Source organism: Acidovorax sp. BL-A-41-H1 (assembly GCF_051942715.1).
This window is the reverse complement of record NZ_JBPVJQ010000006.1, coordinates 1,329,182-1,346,903: the sequence shown is the minus strand read 5'-3', so window position 1 is coordinate 1,346,903 and position 17,722 is coordinate 1,329,182. Positions and strand designations below refer to the sequence as shown.

The following is a 17,722-nucleotide window of genomic DNA, read 5'->3' as shown; positions in this document are numbered from 1 at the left end:
AAACAAGCCGGGCGGGCCGGCTTGTTCCTTGGGGGTGGCGTGTGCTTACGCGACGCCTTCGCTTGCCAGGGTGAGCACCACGTCGATGCGCGATACCTTGGCATTGGCCGCCACTGCGGTCGTGAGGGTCAGCCACGCATCTTTGGGGAGCGTGACCGGGGCCTTGGTCGTGGTGTTGCGCAGTCGGGCAGCGGTGGCCAGGGCCAGGCCGGCGCCGAAATACTGCAGGTCTTGCGGCACGGCAGTGCTGTCCACACCGTCGATGTACTCGAAACCGAGATCGCCGGTGATGGTGGCAGTCATGCCAGTGGAAATCACCACCATGCTGTCCAGCAGGACGGAGCCGGCAGGGATGCGGCCCAGGCGCACCTTGTCGGCAGCCAGGATTGCGGCGGTGGAATCGGAACCGATGGCGCTACCGTTGGCAGCGGTCTGCAGCGAATACTGCAAGCCATGGGCGTTGCCCCAAGGGGTCGCGCCTACCAGGTTGCGGGGGTTTACTTTGCGGGTGATCGTGGGCATGTCAGCCTCCGTAATCGAATCTATGAACTGGGGGTGTGGGCCGGGCAGCCTCTCAGCCGCCCGGGTCAATCACACTGGCTTACTGGCGGGCGCCGATGATCGGCACAGCCGTATCGAGGGCGATAACACCGTGGTCGGTGAAGTGCTTGACACCGTTGCCCTGGTCCACGGCCCAGCGGATCTTCGACAGGCCCTGAATCGCGCCGATCAGCAGTTCCATCTTGTCGTCGTGGTCGAACGTCTTTTCGCTCCAGAAGTAAGGCATGCCGCCCTTGTCGCTGCGGCCGAAGGCCTGTGCCAGCGCCTGGCCGCCCAGCAGCAATGCACGGTCCACGGCGAACGTGGTGCCGAAGGCTGCAGGGACGATGCAGGTGGTTTCCGTCTCGCTGGTGTTCGAGTTGCAGTAGCTGATCGTGTCACCGGCGTAGAAGCGGATCGGCTTGGGCATCTTGCAAATCAGGATGCCGTTCCAAAGGCCCACTTCGCCCAGGAACAGGGGGTGGTTGTCGGCCTTGGACGCGCGGGCCAGCGCATTCGCCTGGAACTGGCGGAAGTTCGGGTCGCTGGAAAAGCTGTGGTACTGGGCAGGCGACACCATCAGGCAGCGCAGCGGCGAGTCCTCGGCCACCTTGTCGCCCGGCAGCTTGATCGCTGGGGGCGGCAGGGCAATCGACTCGATCATGGTGCGAACGCTGTCCACCACATCCATGTCCAGCGTGTCCGTGGTCTGGAGGTCCACCTCGCCACCGCTGACAGCGAAAGGCTTGATCGTCGTGCCGTCCGCGATGAAGTGGCGGTTCTTCGTGGGGGCCATCACTGGGTTGATGGCCATTTCCGCGAAGAGCTCGTGGTCTGCTGTGGGCAGGCGCCACTCGATGTTGTCGTGAAAGCCACGGGCGCCAGCCATGTGCACCAGCATCGACTGGTCCTGGTAGGCGTCCATCAGCGACTGGGCAATGGGGCGGCCAATCTTGCGGAACTCCACAGGGCTGCGCAGGTCGGTCATGGTGTTACCCACGTCCACCGGGAAACGCGCCTGGTTGACGCGCACACGGTCCTTGTCCAGCGAGATGCCAGTGCCTTTGCCTTCGGCCTGGCGGCTACCCATGATGGGGTAAGCGCCTACGGGCTGAACGAAGTGGAATTCCACCTCATCGCCCTTGCCGCGGGACAGGTCTACGGTGCGGACCACGGGCATGTCGGTGCTGGTCTGCTTGCGCAGCACGGCATTGACCTCACCCTCGCCGGAGGGCATCTTGCCGACCATGCGGTTCATGGTCGAGTTGCGCTGCATCGACTGAGCGAAAAGCCCGGCAGCCTGTACGAATTGGGCGTTCGGGGAGCCCGAAGCCACGGCGGTTTTGCTGGTCATGCTGACCTCCATCAAGGGGATGGGGCGGCCTCATCACGAGGGAGCCCACGGGGGTTACGGGTCGTGGCTTACACCACGCTATTCATCAGCCGGTTTTGCTTTTCAGGGCTCAAACCCGCCATGAAGTCCATCAGCGCTGCAGGATCACCGGCCAGGGCGGCAAGCCGCTCCGCGTCACCAGTGCCGGATGCGGCGGCGCCAGGCAGGTCCGACAAGCTCATCGGGGGCTGCTGCTTTGCGTTCGCCAGGGCGCGGGTTACGGCATCGGCGGGATTGCCTTTGCCTGCTGCGCCCTTGAATGTCGAAAACACCTCGATCACCTGTGCTGACGTGCCCTTGGCAAGCGTGTGCTCGATGGCCGCGCGGGCGTAGCTGGGCTGGTTGCCCATCCATGCCTTGAACTCGGCCGATTCGTACACCTCGTCGGCGTCCGGATGGGCGCCGTAGATCGTTTGCTCGTGGGCGGTGACGGCGCTCTGGGCTTCACGCTCGCGCAGGGGTGCCAGCGCTGCGTTGAGCTTGGCGTCCACCATGGCGGCGGCGCGTTGCTCTACCAGTGCGGCGACACCCTTGGCCAGCGCTTCCTCGGAGAAGTCACCAAACAGGGAGACATCCACGCCTTGATCCGCTGCAGCCTGGGCCACCGCGAGATTGCTGTCCGCTGCGGTAGGTGCTGCCCCGGCGTCCGCCCGGGCCTGCGCCTGTGCCTGTGCGGCGGCGAGGTTTTGCGCCTGTGCGGCGGTCAGGTTGGCCAGTTGCGCGCGCAGCTGATCGTTTTCAGCCTTGAGCGTGTCCCGGGCCTGCCGTGCTTCGGTCAGCTTTTCATAGGGGATCGTGTACGCACCCGACTTGCTGGCAATGGGCGCTGGCTGCTCGTCATCCTGAGCGGCTGCGCCTGCCGTGGCGGCGGGGGCGGTGTTTTCGGCCGGTTGGCCTGCTTCGCTGGGCGGTGCAGAAACGGCAGAATCCCGGCCCGCATCCGCGTCCAGGTTCAGTGTTCCGGCGAAAGCCGCATCCAGCAGTTGCTGTGCTTCAGTTGTCACTTGTGCTCCATCCCAGCTATCCGGCTGGGCCTGTTTTGGGCACACCGATTCGAGGGACAGGGCCGGGACTATTGAAGCCCCAGCCCTCTCACTCTCCAGCGGTGGGAGGGGGCCGACTCATCACGAGCGGGCTGGATTGCAGTGTCTGGCGGTTCGCTGCAAACCCGAAAACCTAATAGGGGTCACGCGGGCATGTTGTCTGCTGGCGTGGCCGTCTCGATGCCCTCCATCGGGGATGTGCCGTCATCGGGCACGGGCGGGAATGTCGGGCTGGTGTTCTGCGGCACCCCGCCAGGCATGGGGCCTGGGCCCTGCGGCACTGGCATCGGCACATCGGCCGTGGGAAAGTTCGGGTCATCGCCGCGTGCGGGCTTGGTGTACCCGGCGCCCTGCATGATCGCGTCGGCCACGGGTGCAATCTGCGGCATCTGCGCCACCTGCGCTCCTGCTTGCATAGCAGAAAACGCAGCCTGCACGCCGGTTTGCACTGCTTGGGCCATCAGGTTCTTGATGCGCGCATCGCTCTCGCGCTCCTGAACTGCCAACTTGCGTTCTTCCAGCTCGTACATCAGCTCCTGCTTGATCTGTGCACGCAGGGCCTCGGGGTCCACCTTCCCGGAACTGGCCGCCTTGATGGCCTCCACCACTTCCTTCTTGCGGGGCAGGTCCATCAGGTCGATCATGAATGGCATCACTACCTGCTGGATCTCGGGCGGCGCGGCCTTCACGGCTTCGGACAGGGCGTTGAGCTGCTGCGCGCGGAAACTGCTGCTCGATGGCACATCCTCCAGGGCCACCTTGATGCGGGTGCGCTGCACATCGTTGCTCAGGTAGGGCATGCCCGTCTCGGGGTCCACCTCGGGTTTGTTGAGCACCACCGTGCGCGGCGGGTTGAGCGTGTCACCCTCGATGACGATCACCTGTTCCTCTTTGCCCATGTCCTCGATGATGAGTGCCAGCAGCAGCTCGCCCACCATCGTGCGGCCGTCCTTGAAGTTGTCCATCAGGTCCGCCATGGATACCTGCGACTGCTCCAGCTGCGTTTGCTCCTGCACGCCGCTGGTGGCGGTACCGGTGCGCCCCTGCATGGCCGGGGTGACGGGAGATACCCGCTCCAGCGCCGCGCGGCTGTCGGCCATCAGTTGGAACTGTTGGGCATTCAGCTGGAAATCGCGCTTGACCTCGAACCGCGCGCCGGGCTGCGCCATCGCATCCGGGTCGAGAATGATGTCCGCATCCGGGCGGCCGATCTGCTTGCGAAACTGGGCGTCCGTCATCGCCACAGCGCCCTTTGTGCGCTCCGTGCGGGTCGCTGCCATGCCCCATCGCAGCTTGGCAATGGTGCTGTTCAGGTTGTCCTGCGGGAAAAGCATGTCACGCACCAGGCCGAACGGCACGCCGGTCATGTCCTCCACGTAGCCCCAGAACGGCACATACGGGAAGTGCCGGTGCGGGTACGGCGTGGGGCCATCAAACAGGCAGTGCGGGCCCATCCAGTAGCTGCGGCGCACGCGCGCCACGGTCGTGCGCTCCAGCTTGCCCTGGCCGCTGGCCACGGCCGCCTGGTGGGCGGGGTTGTTCGCGTCGAACTCCACAATCCGGCCGCCACGCAGGCGCATGATCGTCGTGTTCACCCAGCGCCGGTACCAAAGTTCGATGATGCACACCTCATTCGTCTCGCGCCGGTACCACGCCTGCTCGCGGCTGGTCCATGCGCGATTCACATCCACGCCCGCGTTCAGCCCGGTCGATACGCCACCTTCCACCACATAGCCACCGTACCCGCCGATACCACTGGCAGCGTCGGCCTGCTTAATCAGCTCCGCATGGTCGGGGAAGGCTGCGGCGGCCCGGCTGCGCTTGATGTAGCGCTCGCGGAAAAGCCAGCCCGCGTCGGACAGGTCTTTCTCCTTGGCGCGCATGTCCCAGAAGATCTCATTGCGGTGCACGGCACGGCAGCGTTGCGGCGGGGTGAATGGATCGCTGCTGCGCGCCACCTCCACCCAGCCCATGCCTACGCTTACCTGCGGCCGGAAGGCGGCTGACATTGCAGCATCCGCACCCGATTGGCGCTCTGCCTGGTTCACCCGGTAGTTCATGGCGTCGGCCACGTCTTGGCCATCGGGGTCGCCGTCCGGTGTGATGCGCCAGTCCGTGCGGGTCTTGGCCTCGTATCCGCACATCGCGGCGATGGTCGGGCCGATGATGTTCTCCTTGGCCGGCGGGATGCCCAAGGCCTGCAAGCGCTGCAGCAGCTGGCTATCCAGCTGGTTGCCGTCCACGTAGTCGGCCTCTTTGTCCGCTTGGGCGCGCCATGGCGGCTGGTCAATGGCCTCGTCGATGATGTCCGCGAACTCGCGCGGGGTCATGGGCTGGCCCAGGTCGGCATTGGCGGGGGGTTTGAGGTATTGCATGGGAGGCCTCTGTGTCACGTCCGCCAGTCGGCGGGAGGGGGTTCTTGGTAGCTGCTGCTGTTGCTGCCGTAGGCGTCATCGGCAGGGGAATAAAGGCCCGTCTCCTTGGCCTGTGCCCACTGGCGCATGGCGTCGGCGCCCTCGGTGCAGCCGTTGCTCTTGTCGGGCTCGTCGGTGAACTTATTGAGGGCCTGGCTGAACTTCTTTTTGTAGCCACGCAAGCGCTCGATGCCCAGGGCGCACTGGTCCTTGTCGATCCATGCGCCTTTCAGGTGCTTGCGCAAGGTGTGCACGCCGGTCATCAGCTCGGTGATGCGGGGCACGATGACGAACTTTTGCCCCGGCATCAGGGCCTGCAGCATCTGCTTCGTCGATCGGTTGAAGTCGCCCAGGCGCTTGTGGTCGGCGTCGTGGGGCAGGAAGTGCTTGCCGAACACATAGCCCAGGCCCTGCAGGTGGCGCACGTAATGCCGCAAGTCCTCGTTGTGTTCCTCGTAGTAGTTCACAAACCGGTCCTCGCCGCGCAGCGACTGGGCAAACCAGATCGCGCACCCGTCGCTGTTGCCGATGTCCCAGAACGTGTAGATAGGCATGTCCAGCACGGGCACGCTGGTGATGCCTCCGCGCCGGGTCAGCTCCACCATGGTCTTGGTGAGGTAGTGGCCTTCTGTGGATTGCTGGAAGGCCTCGCGCGGCGTGGATGGGTACTCCTGCCACATCCGTTCCTCGCGCCCGGCAAAGTCGGCCTGCTGGGTCGCTGCGTACCATGCGCGCTGCTCGGGGTCGAGCTTGGTGCCCGTCTCGGCCTCCACCTCGTCGAAATACTCGTGCAGCTTGGCCGGGATCGCCACGACCGTGGCGTCCATGCGGTAGTTCGGCTCCTGCCACCAGGCGTAGAAGTGGAATCGGTAGTCGCGCTCGGTCAGCACCTTGTGCGCGTGGTGCAGCGCCTCGGCCCGGCTGGAAAGCTCGTAGAACTCCCCGTTGGCGCCTTCCGCGGTGGACTCAATCACCAGAATGCCGGTGGTGGGCACGGCTGGTATCGAGCCCGTCATCACCTCCTTGGCCTTGTCTGGGTACTTGGCGCAGATCTTCCCGAACTCGGAGATATGCAGGCGGTGGATGGTCCCGGAGCGCATCGACGTGGCCACGCGCACGCTGCTGTTGTTGTGCGCGAAAAGCAGCTCGGTCGCGCTGTCACGCGCCAGGGGGAAACGCTCGCGGATCTCGTCGGGTAGGTTGTTGTAGGCGTAGCGCACCTTGTCCCGAAAGATGGCCTCGGCCGCCTCGCGGTCCTGCGCGATGATCCCGCACCGCTGGTCGGCGTTGAACAGGGCATGGTCCAGCCAAAGGATGGCAATCAGCGTCGTAAAGCCCAGCTGGCGGGCCTTCAAGATGATGTTGCGATGCCATAGGCGCTTAATGAATCGCCGCTGCGCGCGGTTGGGCACGAACGGCCGGGAGAACGACTCGCCCGGCTCTCCGTCCTTGTCGTCGCCCTTGACCATGATCTTGTAGAGACACCCGGAGAACAGGCGCCACTCAGGATCGCGCAGGCAGCGCTCCAGTTCTTCCTCGGTGTTGGGAAGCTGGTTCAGTGGGACGCTGGGCCGGGCCGACACATCAATCCTCGTCGTCGTCGCCAACATCCGCGCGCATGGGCAGCCCGGTCGCGGGCTGGCGCTCGGGGTCCACGGCCACGGGCACAAACCCGTTGCTGTTGCCTTGTGCAATGCGGGTCAGCAGCGAAGAAAGCGGGTCGGCCTTCTGCTGGTTGTCCTTCTCGTAGAGGCCCACATGCTTGGCCAGCTTCTCAACGGCGTCCATCTTGGAGTGCGATAGCACCTCAATGCCGTACTTCGTCTCCTTGGCGCCCGCATACAGCGCCACGGCTGCCTGGCTCAGTTGCCGGGTGTCCTTGATGACCGTGCGCGCGTGGCCTTCACCTACGCAATCGGGGCAATCGGGGTGTGGCGGGCGGTGGGGGTTGTAGCCAATGCCTCCTTCCTGGTCGAAGTCGGCCGGGTCTTTGCCATCTTTGCGCCACTCCACCATGTCGGCGTTCATTTCGCCCACGGTGCGCTGGCGCTTGAAGCCTTCGCCCCAGCAGTGGCGGCAGCAGCCTTTGCGCACTTCCACAAGCTCGCGGGCGTCAGCAAAGGCCACCAGGGCTATCTCGGTCAGCACCCGGTCTGCGGTGATGCCTGTGCGCTCCTGCTGTGCCTTGCGTGCTATAGAAATCGCAGCTTGGATGTTAAGTTTTGCTAAGAGCTGGCAGCCCTGCTCGCCGGCTGTGTGCCGGCTGTATCCCGCCCGAATCGCGGCTTGGGTGGCGTTCAGGTCCACCATGTATTCATCCACAAAACGCTGCTGTTTTGGGGTCAAGCCCTTATCTGCATTGTCTGTGCTGCTATCACTTTTGATTGCACTGGACGCGCGCTCGGGCTTGGGTGTGGCCTTCTTGGGTGGCGCAGCCTTCTTCGCAGGCGCAGAAACGCCCGCGGCACTCTTACGCGCAGCGGGCTTCTTCTTGGCTGTGGGCTTCTTGGGGGGCGCCTTCTTGGGCGCGGGTTGTGATGCCATGGCCCGGAGTGTTCCGGGCGGGCTGGGGGGTGTCGAACCCTACTAGGGGGTTCAGGTCTTGGTCAGGCCGCAATCGCCCCCTGCCGCTCAGGCGCAATCGCGTGCAGCTGCTGGCGCACCTGGGAGTAGTCGCGCACCAGCCTGCGAATCTGCGCCTGCTGCTCGTTGATCTGGTGCTGCATCAGGATGACGGCCGCCTGCTCCACATACCCCGCGAGGCTGCGGGCCAGCGCGCGGGCTTCGCGCGGGTTCAGGTCCATCACCTGGTCGGCCTTCTCCAGCTTCACGAACCCGTTGGGCAGCACGGTCTGGGATACCGCTTGCGTCTCGGGCAGCTCGCCGGTCACGAAAAATGCCCCGTTGTCGCTGTAGATCCGGCCGCGCTGCTTGAGCGCCTTCACGCTGTCGTACACGATGGCGATTGCCAAGCCCGTGACAGCGGCAATGTCACGCACGTTCGCCGGCGTCTCGCTGTCCGACAAATCGAGGATGGCGTCGTACACAAGGTCGCGGCTGCTCTTGCGCGTGTTGTGCGCGGCCAGGGATGCCGCCTCGGTTTCGGATGGGGCGGTGGCGGTGGCGGTCGTGTTTGCAGTGGTCATCGTCATGGCTCCTGGGTATCATTGCGATTGCTCAGGTCGCAAGATCGGGAGGGCCACCTTCGGGTGGCTTTTCTTTTGGTCAGTCGGGCACGGGCACACCCTTGGGCCATAGCCCCAGCGCCACCAGCTTGCGGCGCGTGTCAGCGGCCCACACGGGTTCCAGCTCGCGGCGCACGGCTTTTGTGAATAGCGCGCCCTGGTCGATTCGCCCATGGCAGCCACGCACACCCGGGCGGTCGCAACACGCGGGGAACAAGGTGAGGTCACATGCCTTGATGCCTGCACCTTTCCCTTCTGACCCGTGCGCGGCCTGGGAATAGCCATACACACCGCAGATAGCGCACGGCAGGCTGGCCACAGCGCGGCGCAGGGCTTCGCTGCGTACAGGGGCGGTCTTGGCTATCTGCTCGGTGGGCGCGGCGTCCACTGCCCGGGGCGTGCGCCATGCGCCAGCCGATACCGTGGGGGTGCTGCGAACACGGTCAGGGTCGCGGGGTTCGCGGTGCTGCGCGCGGGGTTTGAATCCGGTGCGCTTCATTTGGCCCTCAACTCTTTGCTCTCCCGCCACACTGAATGCAACGCGGCGTAGTTGCTTGCGCTGGTGAAAGTGGGCTCCCGCCCCGTTTCAAACAGAAACCGATTCCGTGAGCACAGGCTGGCATTCTGTTGCGCGGAGACTTGTTTTGATGTTTCCGCGGCGCGGGCAGTACGGATGCGGTTAGCCCGCATCTTCTGGAACTGGGTGGGGGGGGTCACTGCGTCAGTCCTCCGATGATTTCGCCCGTATCCGGATCCACCTGCATTCCCTCCCACTGCTGGTACGTGGCCGGGAACGTCACCCCCAGCTCGGTCGCGGCAAATGCGCTCACGCGGTCGATCAACTGGCTGTAGCCACGCACGCCCAAGTCCTCAGTGCTCACGCGCACGCGGGTGCGGGTTTTCTTGCCGGTCAGCGGGTTCTTGTGGGTCAGGGTCTTGAAGCCCAGGTATTCCTTGCGGAAGTGCTCTTTCCAGACTGCCAGCGGGTACTGCTGGCCGTTGGGTCGGGCCTGGTCGGCAATGGTCTTGAGCACGACCCCGTGGTAGTACGCCCTTTGGCGATCTGTCTTGGCGTCCTCGTGTAGTCGCACCTCTACATGCAGCCGGTGGCCAGCGGCCCACATGCTCTTGCACCAGGGCACCAGCACGTTTTTGAAATGCTGGCCAGCCTGTATCGGCTCGTTCCAGGCGGCAGAAATGGCAAGTTCAGGCACTGCGGACCTCCACCTTCACGAAGCCGCCCACCTCGTCCGACTTGAACGGCGCCAGCTGCCAGTGCTTGTCATCCACCCCCAGCACATCGGCCAGGCCGTCCAGGCCCGACTTCATGCGCGCCAGGCAGTTGTCCAGGTCGTGCGCGCGGCGGTTCGGCGGCACAAACACCAGCGTCAGGTGCAGACGCGCGGCCTCGATGCGCTGGGCGCCCTGCTCCTTCGCGGTCCACGCGCACGCGGCGCGGTAGGCCTTCTTCGCCCGGGCCAGCTTGCTCCAGTGCCCGCGGGCGTTCGGGCTCAGGTCGGCCGGCGGCCATGGCAGGGTGAAGTGCAGCGGCTCAGACATTGGCGGCCTCCAGAATCTCCAGCCCCAGGCCCACGGCCAGCTGGTGCTCGATGCACGCGCCCTTGGACTTCGCCCAGCCGGGCAGCATCACCACGGCATCGCAGCTCGCCAGCTGCGCCACGGCCAAGCGCATGTAACCCAGCCAGCTTTCGCACGCGGGCGGGTCGTTCTCGGCGGGGTTTTCGACGTGCAGGCCCTTGGCGCGCAGGTGTGCAGCCATGGCATGGAAGGCCGGGTAGTTCAGGTCGGGCAGGCCGGACATAGGGCCTGCGATGTAGATGCGCTGGGTCATGCGGCACCCCTTGCGCGGATGGCTTCTGCCATGGCTCTGTCGTAGTAGTTGACTTTCGAGTGCTCCGGATTGAAGTTCTCACACACCTGCGCACACGCCTCGCGCTCCTTTGCCGCCGCCAACTGAATCAATCTCTGAACCTCTACCGACAATCGCCGGCCCTTTGGAAAGCCAGCATCCTTTGCCATTGCAATGATTTCTTCGGCGGTCATGCCTGAGCCTTTCGCAGCTGCAGCGCCCGGCCGCCCAGGTAGTGCGATGCACGCGCCTCGTCGCCTTGGGCGATCTCCGACAAAAAGCAGTCGTCGCACAAATCTGAAAGTTCATCTGGCTCCAGCCCGATGTCTGCCTGGATTTCCGCGATCTCCTTGTCGGTGTACGGGCCGTGGTGCACGGGCGAATCGCACAACTCGCACAGGCCCTGCTTTGCTTTTTCAATCGCGGTCATCGCTTTTTCCTTGTTTCCTTCTCTGGCTCCGGCGCCAGCTGCCACTCCGGCGCCTTGGCCATTCGCCGTATGTCCGACTCCGGCAGTCCCAGCGCCATTGCCTGCTGCAATGCCGTGCGGCACCTCGCCTGTGTGTTCGTCGCGCCCATTCGCAGGGTCCGTTGGATGAACTGGATGCGCCTGGCTGCGCAGTACAGACAGCCGTCCGCGAACATGCGGTGCTGTTCCGGCGCTGGCCGGGCCTCGTTGCAGCACTCGCACATTCATCGCACCCCCCGCGCGAAGCGCAGCTTTCCGACAGCGTTGCGCTCCAGCAGGCCATGGCGCACCAGTGCATCCGCGTGCGCCTGGGCGGCCTGGGTGGACGCCCACCCGAAGTGCTGGGAGATCGTGGCGATGGGCGGCAGCTGGTCGTTCTCCGCGAAGAACTCGCGCATGTACGCCAGCACATCCTTGTTGCGCGGCGTCGGGCCCGTGGCCTTCTTGCCGGGAGGGCTTGCACGGCCGCGCAGGCGGGCCGCAATGGCGTTAGCGTCTTGCATGTACCCCATGGCTCAGTAGTCCGCGGCGAAACGGCTGGATGCCGGGGTGGATGCCTTGGCGGGCGCCGACAGCGATTCCGTCGATTCGCCCCAGCGCTGGTATTGGCCCTCGAAGTGCAATGCCACCTCGCCGGTCTGCCCGTCGCGGTTCTTGAGCACGGCGCAGCCCTTGATGTCGGCCTGCCCTTCCTCGCCCTTGCGGTGCGTCCACAGGGCCAGGATCACGTCCGCGTCCTCTTCGATGGCACCGCACTCCTTGAGGTCGGACATCACCGGGCGCGGGTTCGTGCGCTTTTCCACTTCGCGGTTCAGCTGCGACAGCAGCACCACGGTGATGCCCAGCTGCTTGGCCATCTGCTTGGACCCGCGCGTGATTTCTTCGAGCTCCACCCGGCGATCCACCCGGCCGCCCGATCCCTTCATCAGCTGCAGGTAGTCCACCACGATGAGCTTCACGCCATGCTTGCGCACCAGCTTGCGGGCCTTGGACATCACTTCTGCCAGCGTCATGCCTGGCTGGTCGTACAGATACAGCGGCAGGTCGCGCAGCGCTTCCACGCCTTCGGACACGCGATTCCATTCCTCCGAGCTCAACTTGCCCGTCTTGAGCCCACTCAGCGGAGCGCGGCCGATGTTGGCCACCGTGCGGTTTGTGAGCTCGCGGCTGGTCATTTCCATGCCGAAGAAGGCGGCCGGGATGCCGTCACGGGCAGAGCTCAGGGCCAGCTGCTGGGCAAAGGACGACTTCCCCACCGATGGGCGTGCCGCCACGATCACCAGCTGCTCGTCGCGCAGGCCGCCCGACAGCAGGCGGTCCATCGCAGGGATGTGCGTGGGGCGGGCTGGTGTGATGTTCCCGTCCGCCATGTCCTGCAGGCGGTCCAGGAAGTCGGCCACGAACTCCGACACCGGCAGCGCATCCTTTTCGGCGCGTTCCTCAATGACGGCCTCCAGCTTGGCCACCGACTGCGACACGCGCTGCTCAATGGTGATGCTCTCGTCGTTGGCCAACTCGCCCACGTCACGCGCGGCAGACTGTAGGGCGCGGGCCTTGGCGTATTCCCGCACGATCTTGGCGTGGCCGCGAGCGGCGCGCAGCGTGGTGTAGCTGGCACTCAGGCCCTGCACGTACACCCAATCCATTTCGGTGCCGCGCATCGACTGCATCAGCTCCACTACGTTCACATGCTTGCCGGCCAGGATGAGCTTTTCCATTTCCACCCACAGCACCTGGTGCACGGGCTGGAAAAACATCGCGGCGGTCAGCGCGGTGGCGTCGTAAGCGTCTGGGCCAATGTTCAGCACAGCGCCGATGACGGCGCACTCGGCTTCGTGCGAGTAGCTGAATTCTTCGGTGGGGAGATCGTGGGGGTTCATGCTGGGGTTGCCTGTGTTTTTTCGATGACGTGCTTCTTGCCCTTCTCGGACAACAGAAAGTCGAGGTCGCATTGCCAGCTTTCGTGGCCTGCGCCCTTGCTTCCCCGGCCCATCAGGAAATCGTTTTCCCGGGCTCGGGCGAAGTAGCCGCGAATCCAGTTCATCGCCTCGGCTGCGTTGGTCGCCCGGGGTGTGCCGTCCGACCGCTTGCAGGTCAAAACGAACTTCCACAGCGAAGCGATGGCCTTGCGGCGCCCGTCGTTCATCAGCCGCACAGCGGGCAGTTCAGGCAAAACCTCGTGGTACAGGTCCACCACGGATTGCGTGTCGCAACGTGGCAGCGCGTCGGCCTTGCCGACAGAACCGTTAGGTTCTTTATCTGTATCTGTATCTGTATCTGTATCTGTATCTGGGGGCGTTGCTGCAACGTTGCGTGACGTTGCAATCACATTGGCAGTGGCCTTTTTAGCCTCCCGATGCTTGCGGCTGCGCTCTGTGCTGCTATCAGAATTGAACTGGCGCTTGTCCCAGTTCAGCAGATTCCAGGCGTCGTCAACAAAGCCTTTGCGCATGAAAAGAGCCTTCGTTTCGGCCAATTCATCGTTGCCAATGTGCAATGCAAACTGCAACTCGTCGTCTTGCAACGTTGCAAGAACGTCGCTGCAACGCAGGCACAACAGCATCATGAGACGGCGCTGCATCGCCTCGGTCATGCTCTGCACCTTCGCGTCCGTTGCGAACTCGGCGTACATGCGGAACCACGGGTTCGCCATCAGTGCGCTCCCATCGCCCGGCACATCGCAAAGCGTGCGGCCTTGCGGGCCTCGGTCTGGGCATTCATTTCATGCAGATGGCGGCGCGCGGCATCACGGTCGCCCACGGCCATCGCAATTTCGAGCTCAACGCCCGCCAGTTGCGCGGCCAGGTCGCGGCGCCTGTCGATCAGCTGGGCCAGTTCGGTATCAGTCATTGCAAACCCATCCTGGTGTGAGCGAGCCATTGCCCATCGAGCGCTGAAACAGCACCTCGCTGCGGCGGATATGCCCATCGCGGGCGGCCTGCGTGAAGATGGCACCCCACGCGCGCAAGTCCTGGGGCGCAATGCCTGCATCCATGGCCGCCAAGGTGACGTGCTCAGAGCTGAATGGTTGGCCCTTTTGCTTGCGCGCGAACCGGATCAGGAAGCCCAATGCGTCCTCGTCAAAGCGGCGCGGAGCTGGGCCGCCAAAAAGGTCTTGCTGTGCGGTTGCGGTCATTTCGCCACCGCCCTGTTTTCGCCATAGGCACGCGGCTGCATGGTCACAGTGCGGCGGCCGTTGCGGTCGAGCGCCTGGGCCACGTTGCCCTCCTTCGGCGCCTTGCTGGTGTTGGTCTTGCGTGGGGGGACGGCCGGGATGTCGAGATCCGGGCCGCGTGGGCGCACCGTGAGGAAAGGGCTCAGGCAGGAACAGTTACCCATGGCTGACCACTCCTGATTCGGGGGCCCCAAAATGACCTATGAGCTTCGTGAGCGCTTGGATACGCTTCTCGTCATGGCTCACCTTCTCCACCACCATTTGCCGATAGCTCTTGCCGTGCACCATGACGTACACGCAATCCCGCAGAGCGCAGGACGGGTCAATCCCGCGCATGGCGCACTGCTGCAGGAACAGGGTGTGGGTGTGCTCATCGACCTTCGTTTTCAGGTCGTGGTCCAGCTTGCCCAGGGGGCCGGCAATACCGCGGGAGAACGCGGGCAGGTCGTCGTCGTGGTGGTGGTCAACCATGCGTGACCTCCTTGGCTTCGGTAGCCGCGTCTTTCGCTGCGAAGTCCATCAGCGGGCGGCCAGCAGGATGAGGCCACTGCTCATCAGGAATGCGGCGCCACACGAGATCAGGGCGGATCACTTCGCACGTCCACTCGCCACGGGTTTCCCGCTCGATGGTCGGACAGTGACGGTCAGGGACGGCCTTCCAGCCGTGAACGGTCGGCACCGACAGCTTCACCATCTTGGCTACAGCTGTAGGCCCTCCAAGGTCTTGAACAGAGATCATGCGCAGATTCTAAGGCGCACCTAAGACAAAGACAAGGTGCACCTATGTCTTTTTTGCTTAGGATTGCCTAATGACCACGCTCAAGCAGCGATTTGCCGCGCTGTCGGCCGCCCGACCTGACATTTCGCAGGCTGACCTTGCTCGTGCAACGGGCGCAAAACCGCCATCCGTGAACGCCTGGTTCAGCGGGGATACAAAATCCATGAAGGGTGAAACGGCCGCAAAGGCAGCCGCCTTGTACGGATGCAGCGCAATATGGCTGGCCACCGGCGCAGGGTCGATGAACGATGCCAACCCTTCGCAGTCGAACGTTACGCCCGCCCCCATAGGTGGCCGCAGCATCCCTGTCATCAGCGCCATCCAGGCCGGCATGTGGTGCGAGATCGTTGACCAGTTCCAGCCGGGCGATGCCGACGAATACCTGCTGACGGACCTTGAACTATCAGCCCACGCTTTCGCGCTCACCATTCGGGGCGACAGCATGCTGCCGGAGTTCAACCCAGGCGATAGGGTCATCATCGACCCGGAAGTGGCCCCGCACCCTGGGGATTTCGTGGCCGCCAAAAACGGCGAGCAGGAAGCCACGTTCAAGAAGTACCGCCCGCGCGGCATGGACGCCAGCGGCAACATGGTGTTCGAGCTCGTGCCGCTGAACGACGATTACCCCACCCTGCGGTCCGATGTGGAGCACATCAGGATCGTGGGCACGATGGTGGAGCACCGGAAGTACCGTAGGCCCCGGTGATGCGCGCAGCCGCGCTGGGACTCGCTGCCCTGCTTTTTACGGCAGCGCTCCCAGCCGTGGAAAGGGATCGCTCGCAGGTACGCAATTTCCGGGCGGAACACCCATGCCCGGCCACGGGGAGCACGCGCGGAGCTTGCCCTGGCTGGCATGTCGATCATGTGATTGCGCTGTGTGCTGGCGGTGCTGACCGACCGCACAACATGCAGTGGATCACGCGAGAGGACCACCGGTTCAAGACGCTGGTGGATGTGAGGGAGTGCCGGAGATCCCGGCAAAAGGAAAACAAATGACCAGTTGGTACAAGCTCAACCTTGGCAACGGCGCAGATGCTTTTGCGCCCACGCGCGCGATTCAAGAGGCGTGCATAGCACTACTCATTGCGCACGGCAAACCATGGCCTGAATGGGCACTTTTCTCGCGATACGACCTGCAGGCCGACAACGTGGAGATGTACTTCACGCCCGCAACCAGCGCACTCGCTCTGCAGTATGGCGCAACCCCGTGCGAGAAGCCTGCACTCAATAAGTACAGGATGGGGTTACTGTGCGGTGAGGCCGACGCGCTGCGGCTTTATTTCCCCGATCAGTCTGTTGACCACCGTTAGAGCGTGATTCACAACCTTTGTGCCGGGCGGGAATCCCTCAACCCGTCCGTCCAGATACGCACGCCACACCTGCCCATCGGGACCGTGCAGCTCGAATAGAAGTTCATCGCCTTGCATCGCATCTCCATACCGCCCACTGAGGCGGTTTTTTTTCGCCCGGCGGGTGCAGGGCGTGGGGCAGTTTATCAAAAAGAATTAGGCACACCTATTGACACATAACTAAGGCGTGCCTAATAATTACCTCACTGGCAGCAAACACCGCTGCCGGTGGGCCCCAAGTGATCGAGCAGGCGCCCAGGCTCTTCCCACAATTCAACCGCCGATGTTGCTGGCCCTGCCTGTGGGGCCTTCGTCCGGCACATGAGCACCATCGGGCACGGCCGATGCTCTGCGCGGAATCCATCCGGTCCCAGTCCGCCGAAGCGCGGTACACGGGCTAACAAGGTGAGGTGTAGACGACCAAGAACAGAAACGGTTACGCCGGATGGAATGCCGGCGGATGCCCTGGAAACAGGGCCATCACATCAGGGGCGGCGTGGAAAGCAGACACGCTAACGTGGCACGGGTGTCCCGACAAGATCGGGCGGAAGGGGTGAGAGTCCCGCTTGGGCAGCGTCAGCCGATGCCAGTTCCGACTAGGCAAACCGTGTATCGACCGCATAGCAGGAGTAGCGCCCTGCCCCCTGATGTGATGGAAAGAGCACCGGCCATCCAAAGCCGTGAAGCCTGTTAGTGGCGAATGCCCTTGGCAATTTGGCGCGGTCCTTCGGGACGCTGGAGACGTAACCAGCACCATCATTGAAGCGCGGCGAATAGGCGTAGTGCGCAAGGGAGGTGGGTAGCACGCTGCAGCGTGTCCACTGGCTCTAGGGGTCTGAGAGTTCGTGACGGCTCAGGGCGCTTCAATGATGGTCAGCGCAGGCGCCCGTTGCCTTGGAGTGGCGCGGGCCGAAAGTACGGCAGTGAAAGCGCAGCGCGCGTGAGGGTTTGTATCCCTGCGGGCCTGTGTTTCGCCATCAGAGCGGATTGGGGTATCCCGGTCGTGTGCGCAGCGGGTGGAAGCCCCGCACCAATCCCCCAGTAGCACAAGGAGTGCACCGGCTTTTTAAGCCGAAGGCGCGAGGGTCATCCCCTTTGGTTCGATACCCGCCTGGGGCACCAGTCTCCCTCCCCCCTGCCCCGCGCAGGGTTCGCCCACCTCGTGTGGGCTTTTTTCATTCTCCGGCCATGCCAGCAGACGCAACCATCCCCCAGGCGCCCACGGCCGTGCACGGCAATGCCAGCCAGCCTTACCCGTGCCATGCAGCGCCAGAGCCACCCGGCAGTGAACCATTCATCGACTACGGCTACTGCCGCACGAGCCTTGACCACCAGCCACCAGGCGCGCGCCACGGCAGCAGCGATCCGCGCTGCCCGCGCAGCTGCCCGCACAAAGCGCCCGAGCGCGTGGCGGTGCAGTTCACCAAGGTTTTCGCCTGGAACGGGGCGCGCGCCGCCGCCGCGCTGTCCAAAGCGCACCGCGACAGATCGGGCAAGTAGCCCGGC

The 17,722-nt window shown here is 64.1% G+C and carries 25 protein-coding genes and 1 pseudogene; 4 read left to right on the top strand and 22 right to left on the bottom strand.

Annotated elements, in window-relative coordinates; genetic code table 11:
• Positions 1 to 45 precede the first annotated feature (45 nt).
• The 22 genes from ACTPOI_RS19480 to ACTPOI_RS19375 form a co-directional block, all read right to left on the bottom strand.
• The gene (locus tag ACTPOI_RS19480) at positions 46 to 522 is read right to left on the bottom strand and encodes a hypothetical protein (RefSeq protein ID WP_440111762.1); all 477 of its coding nucleotides are present in this window, start codon (positions 520 to 522) and stop codon (positions 46 to 48) included.
• A gap of 79 nt (positions 523 to 601) precedes the next feature.
• Positions 602 to 1,894 (bottom strand): phage capsid family protein, encoded by a 1,293-nt coding sequence (locus ACTPOI_RS19475; RefSeq protein ID WP_440111760.1) that lies wholly within the window; start codon positions 1,892 to 1,894, stop codon positions 602 to 604.
• Positions 1,895 to 1,962: 68 nt separating this feature from the next.
• Positions 1,963 to 2,937, bottom strand: a complete 975-nt coding sequence (locus ACTPOI_RS19470; protein WP_440111758.1) for a hypothetical protein — start codon at positions 2,935 to 2,937, stop codon at positions 1,963 to 1,965.
• Positions 2,938 to 3,119: 182 nt separating this feature from the next.
• Positions 3,120 to 5,351 (bottom strand): hypothetical protein, encoded by a 2,232-nt coding sequence (locus ACTPOI_RS19465; protein ID WP_440111756.1) that lies wholly within the window; start codon positions 5,349 to 5,351, stop codon positions 3,120 to 3,122.
• 14 nt (positions 5,352 to 5,365) lie between these two features.
• Entirely contained in the window at positions 5,366 to 6,973 is a 1,608-nt protein-coding gene (locus ACTPOI_RS19460; RefSeq protein WP_440111754.1) for a terminase, read from the bottom strand.
• 1 nt (position 6,974) lies between these two features.
• On the bottom strand, positions 6,975 to 7,934 hold the full coding sequence (locus tag ACTPOI_RS19455) for a terminase small subunit (protein WP_440111752.1): 960 nt from the start codon (positions 7,932 to 7,934) through the stop codon (positions 6,975 to 6,977).
• A 62-nt stretch (positions 7,935 to 7,996) separates the two neighbouring features.
• Positions 7,997 to 8,536: a hypothetical protein gene (locus ACTPOI_RS19450; protein ID WP_440111750.1), complete on the bottom strand. Its 540-nt coding sequence runs from the start codon at positions 8,534 to 8,536 to the stop codon at positions 7,997 to 7,999.
• A 79-nt stretch (positions 8,537 to 8,615) separates the two neighbouring features.
• The gene (locus ACTPOI_RS19445; RefSeq protein WP_440111748.1) at positions 8,616 to 9,074 is read right to left on the bottom strand and encodes a hypothetical protein; all 459 of its coding nucleotides are present in this window, start codon (positions 9,072 to 9,074) and stop codon (positions 8,616 to 8,618) included.
• Positions 9,071 to 9,292 (bottom strand): hypothetical protein, encoded by a 222-nt coding sequence (locus ACTPOI_RS19440; RefSeq protein WP_440111745.1) that lies wholly within the window; start codon positions 9,290 to 9,292, stop codon positions 9,071 to 9,073. The genes ACTPOI_RS19445 and ACTPOI_RS19440 overlap by 4 nt, the downstream gene beginning before the upstream one ends.
• Positions 9,289 to 9,789, bottom strand: coding sequence for a hypothetical protein (locus ACTPOI_RS19435; protein WP_440111743.1), 501 nt, complete (start codon positions 9,787 to 9,789; stop codon positions 9,289 to 9,291). The genes ACTPOI_RS19440 and ACTPOI_RS19435 overlap by 4 nt, the downstream gene beginning before the upstream one ends.
• Positions 9,782 to 10,135, bottom strand: a complete 354-nt coding sequence (locus tag ACTPOI_RS19430; protein WP_440111741.1) for an endonuclease — start codon at positions 10,133 to 10,135, stop codon at positions 9,782 to 9,784. The genes ACTPOI_RS19435 and ACTPOI_RS19430 overlap by 8 nt, the downstream gene beginning before the upstream one ends.
• Positions 10,128 to 10,427, bottom strand: coding sequence for a DUF4406 domain-containing protein (locus ACTPOI_RS19425; RefSeq protein WP_440111738.1), 300 nt, complete (start codon positions 10,425 to 10,427; stop codon positions 10,128 to 10,130). Before ACTPOI_RS19425 ends, ACTPOI_RS19430 begins: the two co-directional genes overlap by 8 nt.
• Positions 10,424 to 10,639 (bottom strand): hypothetical protein, encoded by a 216-nt coding sequence (locus ACTPOI_RS19420; RefSeq protein ID WP_440111736.1) that lies wholly within the window; start codon positions 10,637 to 10,639, stop codon positions 10,424 to 10,426. The genes ACTPOI_RS19425 and ACTPOI_RS19420 overlap by 4 nt, the downstream gene beginning before the upstream one ends.
• Complete coding sequence (locus ACTPOI_RS19415) at positions 10,636 to 10,875, bottom strand: hypothetical protein (RefSeq protein ID WP_440111734.1); 240 nt, start codon at positions 10,873 to 10,875, stop codon at positions 10,636 to 10,638. Before ACTPOI_RS19415 ends, ACTPOI_RS19420 begins: the two co-directional genes overlap by 4 nt.
• Positions 10,876 to 11,138: 263 nt before the next feature.
• Positions 11,139 to 11,417 carry a hypothetical protein gene (locus ACTPOI_RS19410; RefSeq protein ID WP_440111732.1) on the bottom strand — a complete coding sequence of 93 codons (279 nt, stop codon included), beginning with the start codon at positions 11,415 to 11,417 and terminating at the stop codon, positions 11,139 to 11,141.
• A 12-nt stretch (positions 11,418 to 11,429) separates the two neighbouring features.
• Positions 11,430 to 12,794: a replicative DNA helicase gene (locus tag ACTPOI_RS19405; RefSeq protein WP_440111730.1), complete on the bottom strand. Its 1,365-nt coding sequence runs from the start codon at positions 12,792 to 12,794 to the stop codon at positions 11,430 to 11,432.
• On the bottom strand, positions 12,791 to 13,546 hold the full coding sequence (locus tag ACTPOI_RS19400) for a hypothetical protein (protein ID WP_440111727.1): 756 nt from the start codon (positions 13,544 to 13,546) through the stop codon (positions 12,791 to 12,793). Before ACTPOI_RS19400 ends, ACTPOI_RS19405 begins: the two co-directional genes overlap by 4 nt.
• A 20-nt stretch (positions 13,547 to 13,566) precedes the next feature.
• Positions 13,567 to 13,764, bottom strand: a complete 198-nt coding sequence (locus ACTPOI_RS19395) for a neutral zinc metalloprotease (RefSeq protein ID WP_440111725.1) — start codon at positions 13,762 to 13,764, stop codon at positions 13,567 to 13,569.
• Positions 13,757 to 14,050 (bottom strand): hypothetical protein, encoded by a 294-nt coding sequence (locus ACTPOI_RS19390; RefSeq protein WP_440111723.1) that lies wholly within the window; start codon positions 14,048 to 14,050, stop codon positions 13,757 to 13,759. The genes ACTPOI_RS19395 and ACTPOI_RS19390 overlap by 8 nt, the downstream gene beginning before the upstream one ends.
• Positions 14,047 to 14,253 (bottom strand): hypothetical protein, encoded by a 207-nt coding sequence (locus tag ACTPOI_RS19385; RefSeq protein WP_440111721.1) that lies wholly within the window; start codon positions 14,251 to 14,253, stop codon positions 14,047 to 14,049. The genes ACTPOI_RS19390 and ACTPOI_RS19385 overlap by 4 nt, the downstream gene beginning before the upstream one ends.
• On the bottom strand, positions 14,246 to 14,560 hold the full coding sequence (locus ACTPOI_RS19380) for a hypothetical protein (protein WP_440111719.1): 315 nt from the start codon (positions 14,558 to 14,560) through the stop codon (positions 14,246 to 14,248). Before ACTPOI_RS19380 ends, ACTPOI_RS19385 begins: the two co-directional genes overlap by 8 nt.
• On the bottom strand, positions 14,553 to 14,828 hold the full coding sequence (locus tag ACTPOI_RS19375) for a YdaS family helix-turn-helix protein (RefSeq protein WP_440111717.1): 276 nt from the start codon (positions 14,826 to 14,828) through the stop codon (positions 14,553 to 14,555). Before ACTPOI_RS19375 ends, ACTPOI_RS19380 begins: the two co-directional genes overlap by 8 nt.
• Before the next feature lie 70 nt (positions 14,829 to 14,898).
• Between ACTPOI_RS19375 and ACTPOI_RS19370 the strand changes: the two are divergent.
• The 4 genes and pseudogenes from ACTPOI_RS19370 to ACTPOI_RS19355 form a co-directional block, all read left to right on the top strand.
• Positions 14,899 to 15,078 (top strand): annotated as a pseudogene (locus tag ACTPOI_RS19370) (helix-turn-helix domain-containing protein); the annotation flags it as partial.
• A gap of 30 nt (positions 15,079 to 15,108) precedes the next feature.
• Positions 15,109 to 15,573: a LexA family protein gene (locus ACTPOI_RS19365; RefSeq protein ID WP_440112699.1), complete on the top strand. Its 465-nt coding sequence runs from the start codon at positions 15,109 to 15,111 to the stop codon at positions 15,571 to 15,573.
• A gap of 286 nt (positions 15,574 to 15,859) precedes the next feature.
• Positions 15,860 to 16,177: a hypothetical protein gene (locus ACTPOI_RS19360; RefSeq protein WP_440111715.1), complete on the top strand. Its 318-nt coding sequence runs from the start codon at positions 15,860 to 15,862 to the stop codon at positions 16,175 to 16,177.
• 1,227 nt (positions 16,178 to 17,404) lie between these two features.
• Complete coding sequence (locus tag ACTPOI_RS19355; RefSeq protein WP_440111713.1) at positions 17,405 to 17,716, top strand: hypothetical protein; 312 nt, start codon at positions 17,405 to 17,407, stop codon at positions 17,714 to 17,716.
• The last annotated feature ends 6 nt before the right edge of the window (positions 17,717 to 17,722 follow it).

Bases quoted from the DNA above. Each gene is read 5' to 3' on its own strand.
- ACTPOI_RS19480 (WP_440111762.1), bottom strand. From the start codon at position 522: ATGCCCACGATCACCCGCAAAGTAAACCCCCGCAACCTGGTAGGCGCG.
- ACTPOI_RS19475 (WP_440111760.1), bottom strand. From the start codon at position 1,894: ATGACCAGCAAAACCGCCGTGGCTTCGGGCTCCCCGAACGCCCAATTC.
- ACTPOI_RS19465 (WP_440111756.1), bottom strand. From the start codon at position 5,351: ATGCAATACCTCAAACCCCCCGCCAATGCCGACCTGGGCCAGCCCATG.
- ACTPOI_RS19455 (WP_440111752.1), bottom strand. From the start codon at position 7,934: ATGGCATCACAACCCGCGCCCAAGAAGGCGCCCCCCAAGAAGCCCACA.
- ACTPOI_RS19450 (WP_440111750.1), bottom strand. From the start codon at position 8,536: ATGACCACTGCAAACACGACCGCCACCGCCACCGCCCCATCCGAAACC.
- ACTPOI_RS19445 (WP_440111748.1), bottom strand. From the start codon at position 9,074: ATGAAGCGCACCGGATTCAAACCCCGCGCGCAGCACCGCGAACCCCGC.
- ACTPOI_RS19430 (WP_440111741.1), bottom strand. From the start codon at position 10,135: ATGTCTGAGCCGCTGCACTTCACCCTGCCATGGCCGCCGGCCGACCTG.
- ACTPOI_RS19425 (WP_440111738.1), bottom strand. From the start codon at position 10,427: ATGACCCAGCGCATCTACATCGCAGGCCCTATGTCCGGCCTGCCCGAC.
- ACTPOI_RS19420 (WP_440111736.1), bottom strand. From the start codon at position 10,639: ATGACCGCCGAAGAAATCATTGCAATGGCAAAGGATGCTGGCTTTCCA.
- ACTPOI_RS19415 (WP_440111734.1), bottom strand. From the start codon at position 10,875: ATGACCGCGATTGAAAAAGCAAAGCAGGGCCTGTGCGAGTTGTGCGAT.
- ACTPOI_RS19410 (WP_440111732.1), bottom strand. From the start codon at position 11,417: ATGCAAGACGCTAACGCCATTGCGGCCCGCCTGCGCGGCCGTGCAAGC.
- ACTPOI_RS19405 (WP_440111730.1), bottom strand. From the start codon at position 12,794: ATGAACCCCCACGATCTCCCCACCGAAGAATTCAGCTACTCGCACGAA.
- ACTPOI_RS19400 (WP_440111727.1), bottom strand. From the start codon at position 13,546: ATGTACGCCGAGTTCGCAACGGACGCGAAGGTGCAGAGCATGACCGAG.
- ACTPOI_RS19395 (WP_440111725.1), bottom strand. From the start codon at position 13,764: ATGACTGATACCGAACTGGCCCAGCTGATCGACAGGCGCCGCGACCTG.
- ACTPOI_RS19390 (WP_440111723.1), bottom strand. From the start codon at position 14,050: ATGACCGCAACCGCACAGCAAGACCTTTTTGGCGGCCCAGCTCCGCGC.
- ACTPOI_RS19385 (WP_440111721.1), bottom strand. From the start codon at position 14,253: ATGGGTAACTGTTCCTGCCTGAGCCCTTTCCTCACGGTGCGCCCACGC.
- ACTPOI_RS19380 (WP_440111719.1), bottom strand. From the start codon at position 14,560: ATGGTTGACCACCACCACGACGACGACCTGCCCGCGTTCTCCCGCGGT.
- ACTPOI_RS19375 (WP_440111717.1), bottom strand. From the start codon at position 14,828: ATGATCTCTGTTCAAGACCTTGGAGGGCCTACAGCTGTAGCCAAGATG.
- ACTPOI_RS19365 (WP_440112699.1), top strand. From the start codon at position 15,109: ATGAACGATGCCAACCCTTCGCAGTCGAACGTTACGCCCGCCCCCATA.
- ACTPOI_RS19360 (WP_440111715.1), top strand. From the start codon at position 15,860: ATGACCAGTTGGTACAAGCTCAACCTTGGCAACGGCGCAGATGCTTTT.
- ACTPOI_RS19355 (WP_440111713.1), top strand. From the start codon at position 17,405: ATGCCAGCAGACGCAACCATCCCCCAGGCGCCCACGGCCGTGCACGGC.